This is a genomic window from Sunxiuqinia rutila (genome assembly GCF_050589705.1).
Lineage (GTDB): Bacteria > Bacteroidota > Bacteroidia > Bacteroidales > Prolixibacteraceae > Sunxiuqinia > Sunxiuqinia rutila.
The window spans coordinates 1-14,294 of record NZ_JBNGOT010000020.1 but is presented as its reverse complement, the minus strand read 5'-3'; the positions used below and the strand labels follow the sequence as shown (position 1 = coordinate 14,294).

Genomic DNA, 14,294 nt, shown 5'->3' with positions numbered 1-14,294 from the left:
AGTTTATTCCTTAAAAATCAGAAACTGGCTGATGATGATCAATAGTATTGTAAAGATAGCACTTAACAAACTTCGCGTTAACGTATGGATAAAAGCATTTAAGGAAAATGCTTCAACAAAAAACAAAAAGAGATGATGAGCTACCACAAGCAATAGCGTGTAGCGCATAAACCAGCCAAAGCCCATCAGTGTTAAACGGGGGCTTGAATTGGCGTCAATATTATCGCGTGAGGAGATCAGGTCAATGGTCGAGGGACGCAGAAAGGCCATAAACGTAGTGGCCGAAGCGTGCATACCCGGAGTGTTGCTAAAAATATCAATGGACAAACCTAAAAAAAATCCCAGGAAAAGTAACAGGTAACGCGGGGTTTCAAAAGGCAGTAACAAGATGAAAAGAACATACAAATAAGGATTCACGTAGCCACTGAATTGAATGTTGTTGAGAAGCAGGGCTTGCAGCAACACCAATATTACAAACATGATGACATATTTCAGCAGATCTCTAATCATTGGTATTTTGGTCCTCCAGGTTTATTTGTTCTTCCAGAAAGTTATTTTTCACCAACTGAACGTGGGTAATTGTTTTGAAATTGGTAGACAGGCGAATCTTGATTTTGTAAAAATTCGCTCCGCTGTCATGGTTAAAATCATCAATCACCCCAAGCATAATTCCTTCGGGGAAAATGGATGAATACCCACTGGTGATAATTGTGTCGCCAGCGGCTAATTCAACGTGAAAAGGAATTTCGTTGAGCTGGGCGTATTCATGATTGTCTCCGGACCAGGACAATGACCCAAAGTAGTTGTTTTTTTTGATTTTGGCCGATACCCGCCACCGTTTGTTCAAAATGGAAGGGCCGGAACTGTAGTGGTCCGTAACATTGGTCACTACGCCAACCACCCCATGCGGCCCAACAATCCCCATGTCCTGCTCAATGCCGTCGAGCCGGCCTTTGTTCATGGTTACGTAGTTGTACTGCTTATTGACCGAGTTATTGATAATGCGGGCGGGAATAAACCGATAGGTTGTATCTCGATTGAGCGTGGTATCGCGCCGGCTGAAGATTTCAACAACCTCCAACTTTTGCAATTTGGTTTGCAGCTCCGCATTCTCAGCTGCCAGCTCGTCATTTATTTTCCGAAGTTGAAAATAATTGGTCAAATTGCTGGATGCTTCAAACAGGGAGGCTGAAACCCAATTGCTGGAGTTGAGAAATTTGACTCGCTGAAAGTTATTGTAGTTAACAATCAATATGAGCGACACGACTTCGAGAGCCAAAAACAGGAATACGAAATAATGTCGCGCAAGAAACTGGAGCAAACTTCTCATGAAGTAAACATATTTTGCTCTTTCCCATTCAGGATTATCTGATCAGGAAGGAGAATTTATCAACATTTTTTAATGCGATGCCGGTACCTCGTGCTACTGCACGTAAAGGGTCTTCGGCAACGTGGAACGGAATATTTAGTTTTTCGGTTAACCGCTTGTCCAGGCCGCGCAGTAAAGCACCACCACCAGCTAAATAAATTCCCTTGGTAACAATGTCGGAATACAATTCTGGCGGTGTTTGTTCGAGGGCACTTAAAATAGCGGTTTCAATTTTTGAAATGGATTTTTCCAGACAGTGGGAAATTTCCTGGTACGATACCGGAACTTCAATGGGTAATGCCGTCATCTGGTTGGGCCCTTGAATGATGAAATCATTTGGTGGTTCCTCCAGCTGAGACAGCGCTGATCCCACATGAATTTTAATTTCCTCAGCCGTCCGTTCTCCGATTTTAATATTGTGCTGGTGACGCATATATTCCATAATGTCTGCCGTGAGGTCATCACCGGCAATTCGAATGGATTTGTTGGTAACGATTCCGCCGAGTGAAATCACGGCAATTTCGGTCGTTCCACCACCGATGTCCACAATCATGCTTCCTTCCGGGGCTTCTACGTCCAGTCCAATTCCAATAGCGGCAGCCATCGGCTCATAAATCATGTACACCTCACGGCCGCCGGCATGTTCCGATGAGTCGCGAACAGCACGGATTTCCACTTCGGTAGAGCCCGAAGGAATACATACCACCATTTTTAAAGCTGGAGAAAAGAATTTAGACTTGGGATTGATCATCTTAATCATTCCCCTGATCATTTGCTCAGCGGCGTTAAAGTCGGCAATCACTCCATCGCGCAAAGGCCTGATTGTTTTCAGGTTGGCGTGTGTCTTTCCTTGCATCTGGCGTGCTTTTTCACCAATGGCAACGAGTTTTTCTGTTTTTAGGTCGATCGTTACTATCGACGGTTCGTCCACCACAATTTTATCATTCTGAATGATAATGGTATTTGCCGTCCCAAGGTCAATCGCTATTTCCTGGGTTAAAAATGAAAACAATCCCATAGTATAATTCTCTTTACAGTATCAATATTCCGCTAAAACTGTTGTTGTGATTAATGTTTAAAGTGACGTCTTCCGGTGAATAACATGGCCATGCCGAATTCATCACAGGCTTCAATCACTTCTTCATCACGGATGCTGCCACCGGGCTCAACCAGGTATTTTACACCATACTCGTTGGCTGCTTCGATGCTGTCCCGGAATGGGAAGAAGGCATCGGAGATCAGCACTGATTCTTCAATTTTGATTCCTTCTTTCAGGTTGAAACGAGGAATGGTTAATTGACGAAGGCTATCCAGGCGGTTTGGTTGTCCCATACCTGCGCCGGTCAGCCAGAACGAGCCGTCCGTGTTTTCAGTGACTAAAGCAATGGCATTACTTTTTAAATGTTTACATGCTGTAATACCAAACTTGGCCAGATTTAATTTATTGTCGTCAAATTGAATTTTTGTGACATTTTTGAATTCGGTGTCCATACCTTCATCTTCATCCTGAACCAACATGCCTCCGCTGATTGAGCGGTATAGTTTTTCACCGGTTGATTCGGCTTTGACTGGGGTAACCAGCAAACGAAGGTTTTTCTTTTTACCGAAAACTTCCAGGGCTTCCGGAGTGAATGCCGGAGCAATGATGATTTCGACAAACTTTTTACCAAACCAGTTGGCCACTTCTTCGGTTACCGTGTCGGTAAAGCAAATGATGGAGCCAAAGGCACTGATTGGGTCACCGGCCCAAGCCAGATCCAACGATTTCAGGATGTTGTCGGTTACAGCCAGTCCACAAGGGTTAAGGTGCTTGATCACCGAAACAGCCACTTTGTTTTCCAGGTGAGTTACCGAATGGTAAGCATCGCTGGCCGATTTCCAGGCTGCATCTGCATCCAGCAGGTTGTTGTACGACAGGGCTTTCCCTTGTAAAACATCAGCGTTGGCCAGGGTGGTTTTGTTGTCAGTGTTGTCAAATTTGTAAAAGGTCGCCGACTGGTGTGGGTTTTCGCCATAACGCAGCACATGGCCGTCGTTTAAGCTTACCCGGTTGGTTTCGGTAATGCCTTCGTTGAAATAGTTGAAGATGGCTGAATCGTAGTGCGAAGACGTGGCAAAGGCTTTACGTGCAAAGGCTTTGCGGTCTTCAATCGAACTTTCACCATTTTTCTCATCCAGCAACTGGATGAAGTCTTCGTATTGGGTACGTGATGAAACGATAATTACATCGTTGAAGTTTTTGGCTGCCCCACGAATCAAGGCAATGCCGCCGATATCTATTTTTTCAATAATGTCTTGTTCTGAAGCTCCGGAGGCCACTGTTTCTTCAAAAGGGTATAAATCAACAATGACTAAATCAATTTCAGGAATTTCATATTCCGTCAGTTGTTTTTGGTCGCCTTCGTTGTCGCGGCGATTCAAAATACCTCCAAAAACTTTGGGATGAAGCGTTTTTACACGGCCTCCAAGGATGGATGGGTAACTGGTCAGGTCTTCAACCGGGGTTACTTTAGTTCCTAAGCCCTCAATAAATGTTTGAGTTCCACCTGTTGAATAGATTTGAACTCCTAACTGATCAAGTTTTTGTACAATAGCATCCAGCTTGTCCTTATGATAAACCGAAATGAGCGCCGATTTAATCTTTTTTAAATCCTTCATTTATAGTCTTTTGAAATTGATGGACAAAGATAGTAAAAAACGACTGATTTTTCTTCTGCCAAAGGCGGTGAATTCCGCAATTTATTATTGAAAAGATACTAACAACGGATCTTGGTTTTCTTCCTGCTTTTTGAATCATTTTAATCCGGAGCATGTTGCTATTTTTAAGGAGTGAAAGATTCCATTTGGAGGGAATAGTTATATCTTTATTGATCGAAACAAAAATGATGCTTTTACTGCGACTCATAATAGAAAGCTTTACGTTTGCCGGCGATTCGTTGCGAGCCAATAAATTGCGTACGTTTCTTTCGTTGTTGGGGATTACCATCGGCATTTTTGCCATCATTTCGGTTTTTACGGTGATTGATTCGTTGGAAAACTACATCCGGAAAAGTTTAAATGCCTTGGGCGATAACATGGTGTACGTACAGAAGTGGCCGTGGACCCCGCCCGAAGGTGAAACGGAATATCCCTGGTGGAAGTATTTGAATCGTCCGGTTCCGAAAATGGACGAGGCTGATGAGTTGATGCGTCGATCGCAGCATGCCGAGAATGCCGTGTTTTTATTCGGGTTTAATGCGACCGTACAATATGGAAGCAGTACGGCTGAAAATACAGAGGTGCTTGCTACTTCGCATGATTTGATTGATACCTGGAGTCTTGAACTGGAGCGCGGCCGGTACTTTACCGAGTCGGAAACCCACTCGGGTGTTCCTTTGGCCTTGCTTGGCAGCGAGCTGGTCGACCGGCTGTTTGGAGGGATCGACCCCGTAGGGAAAGAATTTAAAGCGATGGGGCACCGTTTCCTGGTCATCGGAACCTATAAGAAGAAGGGAACCGACATGTTCGGTACAAGTATGGATAAGCGGATTCATATTCCGGTGAATTATGCGGCGAACATGGTTGACTTCCGAAACCGTGACCGGGGACAAACCATCAATGTCAAATCGAAGACCGGTGTTGGGCGCGAGGAATTTATGGCTGAGCTGGAAGGTATCATGCGAACGCTGCGTCGTTTAAGGCCGATGGAGGAAAATGATTTTGCCATCAACGAGGTGAGTGTAATCAGCAACCGGTTTGATGCTTTTTTTGTGGCTTTTAACCTGGCGGGCTGGGTGATTGGTGGGTTTAGCATTGTGGTGGGCGGTTTCGGCATTGCCAATATTATGTTTGTGTCGGTTAAGGAGCGAACCCGGATTATTGGTATTCAAAAAGCCCTGGGGGCCAAAAAATATTTTATTCTGCTTCAGTTTATTTTCGAATCCGTTATTCTTTCCATCATGGGTGGGCTGGTCGGTTTGTTGCTGATTTTCCTGGGAACAGGCATTTTTAGCTATGTCTCAGACATGACCATTGCCATGAATGCCGAAAATGTGATGATGGGTGTGATGATCTCCGGTGTGATTGGCGTACTGTCAGGCTTTTTGCCGGCATTGTCGGCTTCCCGTCTCGATCCGGTAGAGGCCATCAATTCAGTTTGACAGAGAATTGTTCTGGATTCAAGATCGAACTCCAAAGCAAAATGGGCCGAGTTCAGACTCAGCCCGTATCTAAACAATTTTCTTAACGATTTGTACTTCCCAAATGAATCAGTGCATCGCCCTGGTTGACGATGGGCGCGTGGTTGAGTCCCAGTACATGGCCGCTGGCAGGCATGCGCACCTTGTATTCAAACTTGCCATATGGATCCGAAATACTGCCAATAATTTCGCCTTTCTCCACCTTTGAGCCATCTTTTATGTGAAAGCGGAAAAGTCCGCCATGGCGGGCACGAACCCAGCTGGAGTGTTCAATGATGATGGATTCCGGCATGGGCATTTGAGCCAGTTCTTCAGAAAAGTCGCGCATTCCCAAGTGGTGCATAACGTTCTTAACGCCCCGGGTGCCGCGCATAGTTATCCGTTTATGGAAATCGAGCGACTTACCACCTTCAAACAATAAAACCTGTTTGCCCGACCGCGTGGCTGCCTGTCGGAAGGACTTTTCGCGGTCGGGGGCAAAGACGATGAAGCGAGGATTAAACACCTTGGCCAGTTCGACCAGCTCGGGGTTGCCCCGGCTGATGCGGATCTGTGAGCTGTTGAACCGGTTGGCTCCTCCTGAGTGAAAATCAATGCAGTAATCAATGTGCGGAAGGATGTTGTTCATCAGATGAAACGCAAAAATGCTGGCCAGTGAACCATTTTTTGAGCCTGGAAAAACCCGGTTCAGGTCCTTGCCATCCGGGAATTCGCGTGTCTGGCTCAGAAAACCAAAAACATTCAATACCGGAATGCAGATGACTGTTCCACGTTTGGGTTTATTGATTTTCCGGGCGATTATGTCCCGAATAATTTCCACGCCATTGACTTCATTGCCATGAATTCCGGCATTGAGCAAGAGAACCGGCCCGTCTTCGCGGCCCCGTTCCACAATTACAGGAACTTCAACTTTGGCCCGCGTGTGCAAACGGGCAATGTCCAGGTTCAGAATGGTTTGTTTTCCGGGAAGAATGGGTGTTCCCAGAATGGTCATCGGCTGGTGCTTTTTCATCTTGAAAAGCCTTTAAACGTTTCGTTCTACGTAGCGAATGATACTTTTGGCAATGTCGGATCCGGTGGCTGATTCAATCCCTTCCAGTCCGGGGGATGAATTTACTTCCAGAATTAGCGGACCATGGTTGGATTGCAGCATGTCTACTCCGGCTACGCCCAAGCCCATGACGCGGGCGGCCTTCAGAGCGGCATTTTCTTCATCCTCGGTCAGTTCAATGATTTCGGCAGTACCTCCCCGGTGCAGGTTAGAGCGGAATTCACCTTTCTTGCCCTGGCGTTTCATGGCACCCACCACCACACCATCAACCACAAAGGCGCGAACATCGGAACCTTTCGATTCTTTGATGTATTCCTGAACAATGACCCGGGCTTTCAGGCCGTTGAAGGCTTCAATAACCGATTCGGCGGCATTGTCGGTTTCGGCCAGTACCACGCCCAGCCCCTGGGTACCTTCAAGCACTTTGATGACGACAGGTGTACCACCAACAATTTTGATAATGTCCTTGACGTTGCGCGAATAGTTGGTAAAAACGGTTTTGGGCAGTCCCAGGCCGGCACGGCTTAAGATTTGCAAGCTGCGCAATTTGTCGCGGGAGCGAACCAGTGCCTGTGATTCGATGGCTGTAAATACTTTCATCATTTCGAACTGACGAACCACGGCTGTTCCGTAAAAGGTTACCGATGCTCCGATGCGGGGAATAACGGCATCAACATTTTCCAGTTTTTGACCTTTGTAATAAACCGCAGGTTTTTTCTTTTCAATCACCAGGTCGCACTTGGAGTGGTCGACCGTTATCATTTCGTGCCCGCGTTGCTGTCCGGCTTCTATGAGCCGTATGGTAGAGTAAAGATTTGGGTTTCGTGATAAAACAACAATTTTCATTCGTTCTGTTTTTACTTTTTAATTTACAATGTATGGAACTTTCAACGAAATATAAATCTGCGGTCGGTCTTTTTTACTTTGGTTATTGCTTGATGCACAGCTTGTCACTCCGTTTATTTTCCACCCTTTCCTTTAAAAGGTGATGGTTTTTATTTTTCCCTTGAGTGAAAGGTTACGCAGGGAGCTGTCCACCACAAAGCGCTTGGAAAGAAATTTGCGCCCCAGCAGAACCGGGAATTTCATGGAGCCACGCTCCGTGAGCGTAAGTTCGATCGGGAAAATTTGGTTAAATATTCTGATCTCAGTTAAAATGCTGAAGCGTTCTTCAAGCTGTCCGTTGGAGCTTTTTACTTTTTTCAGGGAAAAGCGATCAAAAACAAATTCTTTGTCATGGTATTTATCATGCTGCGGATCAAGAAAGTGGCAGGATAGTTTTTCTTTCCCGTCTTCCTCAGTCAGCTTGATGTTGTGACAATGAAAACTGGATGTGAAGGCTCCGGTGTCGGATTTAACCTCAATGCCTTCCAGTTTCAGCAAGGGGAAATCGGCAACATCTTCACGTCCTATGAGTGTTCTTGAAAGCGTCATGGCTTAGATAATGTTGAAAAACATTTTAGCAACCATCATGTACAGCATGAGGCCCAGGATATCGTTCATGGTTGTAATAAACGGACCAGTGGCCAGTGCCGGGTCTATTTTAAGTTTGTTGAGCACCAGTGGAATGGTTGTTCCAAAGAGCGAGGCAAAAACAATCACCATGAACAGCGATATACTTACAGCCCAGGTTAGTTTCAAGCTTTCGCCAAAGAAAAAATTGTACCCGAAAATGAGGCTGGAAAAGACCAGTGCGGTAATCATTCCCACAGCCAGTTCTTTTAGTAATTTTTTGCCAAAGGTGTCGAAATCACGGGCTCCGCTGGCAATGGTTTGTACTACAATGGATGAGGATTGCACCCCCACATTTCCGGCCATCGCAGCGATCAGCGGAATGAAGAAGGCAATGCCCTGGATTTGAGCTAGTGCCGTTTCGTTGGCACCCAATACCCGGGCACCCATAATTCCTCCCAGCAGGCCAATCAGTAGCCAGGGCAGGCGGGCTCGTGTTTGGCTCCAAACCCGGTCACCCGACTCCACATCGCCGGTAATACCCGAAACCATCTGGTAGTCCTTCTCGGCCTCTTCACGAATCACATCCACCACGTCGTCAATGGTAATGCGGCCTTTCAGTCGGCCAATGTGATCTACCACCGGGATGGCAACCAGGTCAAAACGCTCCATGGCCAAAGCCACTTCTTCGTGGGTGGCGTCGGTTTTTACATAGTGAATCTCTTCCTCAATCAGGTTTTTGATTTTGGAATTCGTTGGATTCAAAATCAGTCTTTTGAGCGAGAGAATCCCTTTCAGAAAATCATCGTCATCCACCACATAAACGTAGTAAATTTCGTCAATGTCTTCGGCCTGTTTGGATATTGCTTTGAGCGATGTTTGAACCGTCCAGTTTTCATTGACTTTAATGAGCTCTTTAGCCATTAATCCACCGGCGGTATCTTCGTCATATTCCAGCAAATCCGCAATGTCTCCAGCCTGTTCTTTGTCCTTCATTTCCTGAAGAACAGCCTCTTTCATGTCGTCTTCCAGGTCGCGAACCACATCGGCTGCATCATCCGAATCCATGTATTCAATGAATTGATGAGCAATCAGTTCGGGAGGAAGAATGCGCAGGAACTTGCGGCGTTCGTTTTCGGGAATTTCCACCATGACATCCGAAGCCTTTTCGGGGTCGAGCAGCAGGTAGAGGTATTTCGCCTCATCCATAGTCAGCTCGTCCATCAGTTCGGCAATGTCAGTAGGGTGAAGGCTTTCCAGTTTTTCTAAAATGGCTTCTTTGGATTCGCTTTCGATAAGAGTTTTCAGCTCATCGATGTATTCTCGGTTGAGTTCAAATTGCATGTAACAGCTTTTAGGGCTGATTCTCGATCAGCCGGGTTAAACGTTCAAAGTCATAAACAGATAACTGCTCAGGACGTTTAGCGAGTAAGGGATCTTGTCTTAATTCCTCATCCCGGATAAAGGCTTTGATGGAGTTACGCAGGGTTTTGCGCCGTTGGTTAAAGCCGGCTTTTACCAGCTGAAAGAAAAGCTTTTCGTTGCAATCCAGCTTTTGGGTGGCATTCCGACGCAGGCGAATCACTCCGGATTTGACTTTGGGTGGCGGGTTGAAAACATGTTCGTGAACGGTGAACAAGTACTCAATATCATAAAAAGCCTGGAGAAACACACTCAGAATACCATAGGCTTTACTGCCGGGCCCGGTTGCCAGCCGTTCGGCCACTTCTTTCTGAATCATGCCCACCACTTCCGGAATCTGATCGCGGTATTCCAGTACCTTGAAAAAGATTTGCGAGGAGATGTTGTAGGGAAAATTGCCAATAATGGCAAAGGGTTCGCTGAAGTGCTCGTGCAGGTTCATCCTCAGAAAATCCTTCGAAAGAATGCGGTCTCCCAGCTCGGGAAAATGCGTTTGAAGATAAGCCACCGATTCCCGGTCAATCTCAACAACGGTTGTTTGGTAGTTTTCTTTTTGTAATAAAAACTGGGTGAGAACGCCCATACCAGGACCAATCTCCAACACCTGGTTCAGCTTTTCGGCTTGCAGGCTATCCACTATTTTGAGGGCAATATTCTTATCGGTTAAGAAATGTTGTCCCAGGTTCTTTTTTGCTCTGACATTGGTCATTGTTGTTGTTCTCGTGCTTTTAGGATTTTAGATATGTTGTTAAAATTCGAGGTGAATTAAAACAAATATCTATTTTTGTCTGCGAAACTTGCCTTTTTAAAGGCGTGCAAATGTAATAAAGTACTTAATAAAAATAGGAAGTGTCGCTAAAATCCATCTTAAATTTAGCGTAATTTCAGTAATTAACAAGTTTGCTTTGAATTCAAAAATTACCAAAAGCCTTAAATTTCTCGCCTTTTTAGCCTTAGGGGTTCTTTTATTTTGGTTGGTCTATAAAGATCAGGATGTTGACCGGTTGAAGTCCATCCTTAAAAATGATGTCAATTACTGGTGGGTTTTGCTCTCGCTTGTGTTGGGATTGTTAAGTCATGTTAGCCGAACCATTCGGTGGAACCTGATGATTGAACCTTTGGGAAAAACACCCCGTACGCTGAATACTTTTTTGGCCGTGATGGTGGGGTACCTGATGAACCTGGTATTTCCTCGAATGGGAGAGATTTCGCGTTGTGGCGTGTTGGCTCGTTACGAAAATATGTCATTTACCCAGTTGATCGGGACGGTTGTGGTTGAGCGAATCATTGATGTGATTATGCTGTTGCTGCTAACCCTAACCATCATTGTGGTGCAGTTTGGAGAAGTCATTCAGTTCTTGGATAACAACCCGGAAGTAAAAGCACAACTGTCGAACATCGCGTTTTCGCCTTGGGCGGTTTTAAGTATTGCTGGCCTGATTGGGCTGCTGGTGCTCTTCCGGAAACGCCTGTTGCAAACCAAAGCCTTGAGCAAGGTGCGGGTTATTCTCAATAATTTTGCTGAAGGCTTGCGTTCGTTTAAAGACATGAGAAACAAGTGGGCCTTTTTGGCGCACTCCATCTTTATTTGGGTGATGTACTACCTGATGTTGTATGTCATCTTCTTTTCATTTGACTTTACTTCGCACTTGTCGGCGATTGCCGGCCTAACCACCTTTGTGCTGGGAAGCTACGGGATGGTGGCCCCGGTACAGGGCGGCATTGGTGCCTGGCATTTTATGGTGATGCAGGTCCTGATGGTCTATGGCATCGACAAGGCCGATGGAATGGTTTTCGCCTTGCTGGCTCACACGTCCATGATGGGAATGATGATTATTCTCGGACTGGTAGCCTTGCTGATTCTGCCTTTTATCAACCGGCGCGAAGCTACTGCTTAATCACGGTATTTGCTTGTTGGTGTGATAATCGACGGATTAGTTTGGCTTGAAGGTTGTCAACTTGGTACTTCTTTTTAATTTTGGGGAATGCCTGGCCGGGGATACCTTGAGTTTGAATGAATCAAAATAGGGGTGCAACCAGCTGTTCGAAATTTAAACAGGGAGGAAGAATCAGTTTCATGAATACAGAGCTATTTATCGCACGTCGGTTATTTTCGTCCAAAGATCAGACACAACGCATGTCGCGGCGAATTGTGCGGCTGGCTGTGGCCGGCATCAGCCTGGGCATGGTGGTTATGATTCTGGCCGTGGGGATCGTTACGGGCTTTCAGCGTGAAATTGAAGAAAAAGTCAACGGCTTTGCGGCCCACTTGCAGGTGGTTAACTACGACAGCAACCTTTCTTACCAAACCGAATCCATCAATCAGGATCAGCCTTTTCTGGAGGAGCTGAAAGCCATGCCCGAGGTGAAGCATGTGCAACAGTTTATCACCAAGCCCGGTATGATTCGTACCGAAGACGCTATTCAAGGGATGGTGCTGAAAGGCATTGGTACAGATTTCGACTGGAACTTTTTTGACCACAACCAGGTGGCCGGTTCCCGACTGGTGCTGGATTCGCTGCGAACCAACCAGGTTTGGATTTCCGAACAAATTTCGAACTTGCTGCAACTGGGCCTGGGCGATTCCTTTCGCATGTATTTTCTGAATGAAAATGAACGCACGCCCCGCATCCGCCAGTTTGAGGTTGGTGGAATATACCGGACAGGGCTTGAAGAGTTCGATGAGATGTTTATGCTGATCGACATCCGGCATTTGCAAAGCCTGAACTCCTGGGCCGAAGATGAAATCAGTGGCTACGAAGTTTTTGTCAACGACCTGGACGAAGTGGATGAGCTGGAGTATGAGGTGCGCAACCTCATTTTGGCGAACCTGGCCGATGAAGATACCCTGCTGCGTGTGATTAACATCAAACGCAAATTCCCGCATATTTTCGACTGGCTCAACCTGCTCGACATGAATGTGTGGATCATCCTGGTGCTGATGGTGCTGGTGGCCGGCTTTAACATGGTCTCGGGCCTGCTGGTCATTATCCTGGAACGCACCCAGATGATCGGAATCCTGAAATCGCTTGGAGCAGCCAACGTCAATGTCCGGAAAATATTCCTGTACTTTTCGGCTTTTCTGATTGGCGAAGGCCTGTTGTGGGGCAATGTGCTGGGCTTAATGCTCGGACTTTTGCAGCATTATTTTGAAATCATCCACCTCGATCCAACTTCGTACTATGTTGATACCGTGCCGGTGAACATTTCCATTTTGCATTTGCTTTTGCTGAATATCGGCGCTTTGGGAATTACCATTTTCATGTTGCTGGGCCCTTCCTACTTTGTCAGCCGCATTGCACCCGAAAAAACCATCCGCTTCGATTAGGGGGGGATAATCGGTTTTCAGTTGTCAGTTATCGGTTGTCGGCTGTCGGTGGTCAATTGTTTTTTGAGCTGTGTCGCTCTGTGAATTCCTCCTGGTCACTCTGTGGTTAAAGAGACTGTCATTATTTGTCATGAAAATTGATTATCAGACTGTGCTTGATCTCGTGCGCTCTCCTTTCTGCCTACTGCCTTCTGCCTGTCTCCTTGGTTCTCTGATTATGCGTGCGTTCGTGCGTTCATGACCTCGTGTCTTCGTTCTTTCTTTTCTCCTTGTTGGCTGTTTCAATCGGAGTTGGTTGCTCTGTGGTTGAAAAGTTTGTCATTGATGGTCATTATTTGTCAATAATGGTCATTAGCTATTTGTTTGATGCCCAGATTCTCAGATTATGCGTGCGTTCTCCTTGCTACCTACTGCCTTCTGCCTGTTTCCTTGGTTCTCTTAACCCATCCGTCCCGGTTCCCGGGCCACCTTCCCTTCGAGAAGAGAAGGAAATCCAACCACCCGAGTACGGAGCGTTTTATTAAACATTGGTAGCACCATTCAATTTTTCACCCAATTAACCTTATTCCCTTATTCGAAGAGATTAGGAGTTAGTATCAAACACGAATTAAGCTGTAGTCGGATTAAGGCCCGATTGACAGGTGCTTATGTTGTCGATTGTTTGGATTGTTCGTGCCCTCGTGCCCTCGTGCATTCTCCTTGCTGCCTTCTGTCTACTGCCTGTTTCCTTGATTTTCAGCTTGTGTGTCCGTTCTTCTCTTCGTGCCTTCGCGGTTTGAGGCAGGCTGCTCTTTTCTCCTCCTTGTCAGGCGGGGAAATGGGCCTGAGCCGGACAGTTGAGTTTCGATGCTGAATGCATGTGTTTATCGGTCTAAAAAGTTGACGGTTTGAAATGGGTTTCGAAGGATGCCTGCTACTTCTTTCTCCTCCTGCCAAGGAGGAGTACTTTCGCCCAACGCGAAAGGGAGGTGGTTGTTGGAAAGCTCATGCTTCATCCATCAAGGCTTTACCTCAGAAAATCCCGAAACCCTTGATTTTACTGTCCCCCAGCCAGGTCGGACCCTCCACAGCCTCAATTGATGCTCCCATCGCCCAATTTTTTGATTCAATTGGCAATCTTTTCTTTCCATTGGTCAATTTTCTGAATTCATTGGCTGCATTGACCGCTTCATTGCCCATTTTTTTGACTCCCTCGGGGAAATGATTGCTTCCATTGGCATTTTTTCAAATTTAATCGGGGAAATTACCACTCCAACTGGCTATTATTTTGATTTAATTGGCCGGAATAAGGTAGTGTTCATTAAACTGTGTCAATTGTACCTTTTTGCTGGAAATGGTCCAAAAATTGGTGTCAGCTTGAAGCCAAGCTGTCCTTTTGGCTTAATCCAAAAGAACCAAAAGATCAAGGCGGACGATGCTTTTGAACGAAAACGACGGCTCAGTCACTCCCCGAAAACCAACTCCTCCCGTTGGTCGTCAAACAGGGTTTTCTTA

Annotated in this window: 14 protein-coding genes; 3 read left to right on the top strand and 11 right to left on the bottom strand. The window is 46.0% G+C overall.

Translation table 11 applies throughout. The features are described from left to right. Nucleotides 1–3: 3 nt before the first annotated feature. Genes mreD through purH form a run of 4 tightly spaced genes read right to left on the bottom strand, consistent with a single transcriptional unit; the run spans nucleotide 4 to nucleotide 4,027 of the window. A complete protein-coding gene (gene mreD, locus ACRD6K_RS18520; RefSeq protein WP_430974452.1) occupies nucleotides 4–510 on the bottom strand; it encodes a rod shape-determining protein MreD in 507 nt (168 codons plus the stop codon). Next, entirely contained in the window at nucleotides 503–1,330 is an 828-nt protein-coding gene (gene mreC / locus ACRD6K_RS18515) for a rod shape-determining protein MreC (protein WP_299583831.1), read from the bottom strand. Before mreC ends, mreD begins: the two co-directional genes overlap by 8 nt. 34 nt (nucleotides 1,331–1,364) lie before the next feature. Then, the gene (locus ACRD6K_RS18510; protein ID WP_299583834.1) at nucleotides 1,365–2,387 is read right to left on the bottom strand and encodes a rod shape-determining protein; all 1,023 of its coding nucleotides are present in this window, start codon (nucleotides 2,385–2,387) and stop codon (nucleotides 1,365–1,367) included. Between the two features lie 50 nt (nucleotides 2,388–2,437). After that, nucleotides 2,438–4,027 (bottom strand): bifunctional phosphoribosylaminoimidazolecarboxamide formyltransferase/IMP cyclohydrolase, encoded by a 1,590-nt coding sequence (gene purH / locus ACRD6K_RS18505; protein WP_299583837.1) that lies wholly within the window; start codon nucleotides 4,025–4,027, stop codon nucleotides 2,438–2,440. 224 nt (nucleotides 4,028–4,251) lie between these two features. On the opposite strand from purH, the gene ACRD6K_RS18500 reads away from it, so the two are divergent. Continuing rightward, nucleotides 4,252–5,508 carry an ABC transporter permease gene (locus ACRD6K_RS18500; RefSeq protein WP_430974451.1) on the top strand — a complete coding sequence of 419 codons (1,257 nt, stop codon included), beginning with the start codon at nucleotides 4,252–4,254 and terminating at the stop codon, nucleotides 5,506–5,508. 82 nt (nucleotides 5,509–5,590) lie between these two features. Here the strand turns inward: ACRD6K_RS18500 and ACRD6K_RS18495 are convergent, their stop codons facing one another. The 5 genes from ACRD6K_RS18495 to rsmA all read right to left on the bottom strand — a co-directional run bounded on the left by ACRD6K_RS18495 (nucleotide 5,591) and on the right by rsmA (nucleotide 10,181). Further along, nucleotides 5,591–6,559: a succinylglutamate desuccinylase/aspartoacylase family protein gene (locus ACRD6K_RS18495; protein ID WP_299583843.1), complete on the bottom strand. Its 969-nt coding sequence runs from the start codon at nucleotides 6,557–6,559 to the stop codon at nucleotides 5,591–5,593. A 12-nt stretch (nucleotides 6,560–6,571) separates the two neighbouring features. Then, nucleotides 6,572–7,444, bottom strand: a complete 873-nt coding sequence (gene rimK / locus ACRD6K_RS18490) for a 30S ribosomal protein S6--L-glutamate ligase (RefSeq protein WP_299583846.1) — start codon at nucleotides 7,442–7,444, stop codon at nucleotides 6,572–6,574. Between the two features lie 132 nt (nucleotides 7,445–7,576). Beyond that, nucleotides 7,577–8,032, bottom strand: coding sequence for an ATP-dependent zinc protease family protein (locus tag ACRD6K_RS18485; protein WP_299583849.1), 456 nt, complete (start codon nucleotides 8,030–8,032; stop codon nucleotides 7,577–7,579). A 3-nt stretch (nucleotides 8,033–8,035) separates the two neighbouring features. Further along, entirely contained in the window at nucleotides 8,036–9,394 is a 1,359-nt protein-coding gene (gene mgtE / locus ACRD6K_RS18480) for a magnesium transporter (RefSeq protein ID WP_299583852.1), read from the bottom strand. A gap of 10 nt (nucleotides 9,395–9,404) precedes the next feature. Then, a complete protein-coding gene (gene rsmA / locus ACRD6K_RS18475) occupies nucleotides 9,405–10,181 on the bottom strand; it encodes a 16S rRNA (adenine(1518)-N(6)/adenine(1519)-N(6))-dimethyltransferase RsmA (RefSeq protein ID WP_430974450.1) in 777 nt (258 codons plus the stop codon). A gap of 196 nt (nucleotides 10,182–10,377) precedes the next feature. On the opposite strand from rsmA, the gene ACRD6K_RS18470 reads away from it, so the two are divergent. Together ACRD6K_RS18470 and ACRD6K_RS18465 are read left to right on the top strand one after the other, a co-directional pair. Next, nucleotides 10,378–11,370: a lysylphosphatidylglycerol synthase transmembrane domain-containing protein gene (locus ACRD6K_RS18470; RefSeq protein ID WP_299583858.1), complete on the top strand. Its 993-nt coding sequence runs from the start codon at nucleotides 10,378–10,380 to the stop codon at nucleotides 11,368–11,370. 179 nt (nucleotides 11,371–11,549) lie between these two features. Further along, a complete protein-coding gene (locus tag ACRD6K_RS18465; protein WP_430974449.1) occupies nucleotides 11,550–12,800 on the top strand; it encodes an ABC transporter permease in 1,251 nt (416 codons plus the stop codon). Nucleotides 12,801–13,663: 863 nt separating this feature from the next. Here ACRD6K_RS18465 and ACRD6K_RS18460 read toward each other — a convergent pair. Together ACRD6K_RS18460 and ACRD6K_RS18455 are read right to left on the bottom strand one after the other, a co-directional pair. Further along, nucleotides 13,664–13,795 carry a hypothetical protein gene (locus ACRD6K_RS18460; protein ID WP_430974448.1) on the bottom strand — a complete coding sequence of 44 codons (132 nt, stop codon included), beginning with the start codon at nucleotides 13,793–13,795 and terminating at the stop codon, nucleotides 13,664–13,666. 16 nt (nucleotides 13,796–13,811) lie between these two features. Further along, the gene (locus ACRD6K_RS18455) at nucleotides 13,812–13,979 is read right to left on the bottom strand and encodes a hypothetical protein (RefSeq protein WP_430974447.1); all 168 of its coding nucleotides are present in this window, start codon (nucleotides 13,977–13,979) and stop codon (nucleotides 13,812–13,814) included. Nucleotides 13,980–14,294 lie beyond the last annotated feature (315 nt).

Bases quoted from the DNA above. Each gene is read 5' to 3' on its own strand.
- ACRD6K_RS18500 (WP_430974451.1), top strand. From the start codon at position 4,252: ATGATGCTTTTACTGCGACTCATAATAGAAAGCTTTACGTTTGCCGGC.
- rimK (WP_299583846.1), bottom strand. From the start codon at position 7,444: ATGAAAATTGTTGTTTTATCACGAAACCCAAATCTTTACTCTACCATA.
- ACRD6K_RS18460 (WP_430974448.1), bottom strand. From the start codon at position 13,795: ATGAAGCATGAGCTTTCCAACAACCACCTCCCTTTCGCGTTGGGCGAA.
- ACRD6K_RS18510 (WP_299583834.1), bottom strand. From the start codon at position 2,387: ATGGGATTGTTTTCATTTTTAACCCAGGAAATAGCGATTGACCTTGGG.
- mreC (WP_299583831.1), bottom strand. From the start codon at position 1,330: ATGAGAAGTTTGCTCCAGTTTCTTGCGCGACATTATTTCGTATTCCTG.
- ACRD6K_RS18485 (WP_299583849.1), bottom strand. From the start codon at position 8,032: ATGACGCTTTCAAGAACACTCATAGGACGTGAAGATGTTGCCGATTTC.
- rsmA (WP_430974450.1), bottom strand. From the start codon at position 10,181: ATGACCAATGTCAGAGCAAAAAAGAACCTGGGACAACATTTCTTAACC.
- ACRD6K_RS18455 (WP_430974447.1), bottom strand. From the start codon at position 13,979: ATGGGCAATGAAGCGGTCAATGCAGCCAATGAATTCAGAAAATTGACC.
- ACRD6K_RS18465 (WP_430974449.1), top strand. From the start codon at position 11,550: ATGAATACAGAGCTATTTATCGCACGTCGGTTATTTTCGTCCAAAGAT.
- ACRD6K_RS18495 (WP_299583843.1), bottom strand. From the start codon at position 6,559: ATGAAAAAGCACCAGCCGATGACCATTCTGGGAACACCCATTCTTCCC.
- purH (WP_299583837.1), bottom strand. From the start codon at position 4,027: ATGAAGGATTTAAAAAAGATTAAATCGGCGCTCATTTCGGTTTATCAT.
- mreD (WP_430974452.1), bottom strand. From the start codon at position 510: ATGATTAGAGATCTGCTGAAATATGTCATCATGTTTGTAATATTGGTG.
- mgtE (WP_299583852.1), bottom strand. From the start codon at position 9,394: ATGCAATTTGAACTCAACCGAGAATACATCGATGAGCTGAAAACTCTT.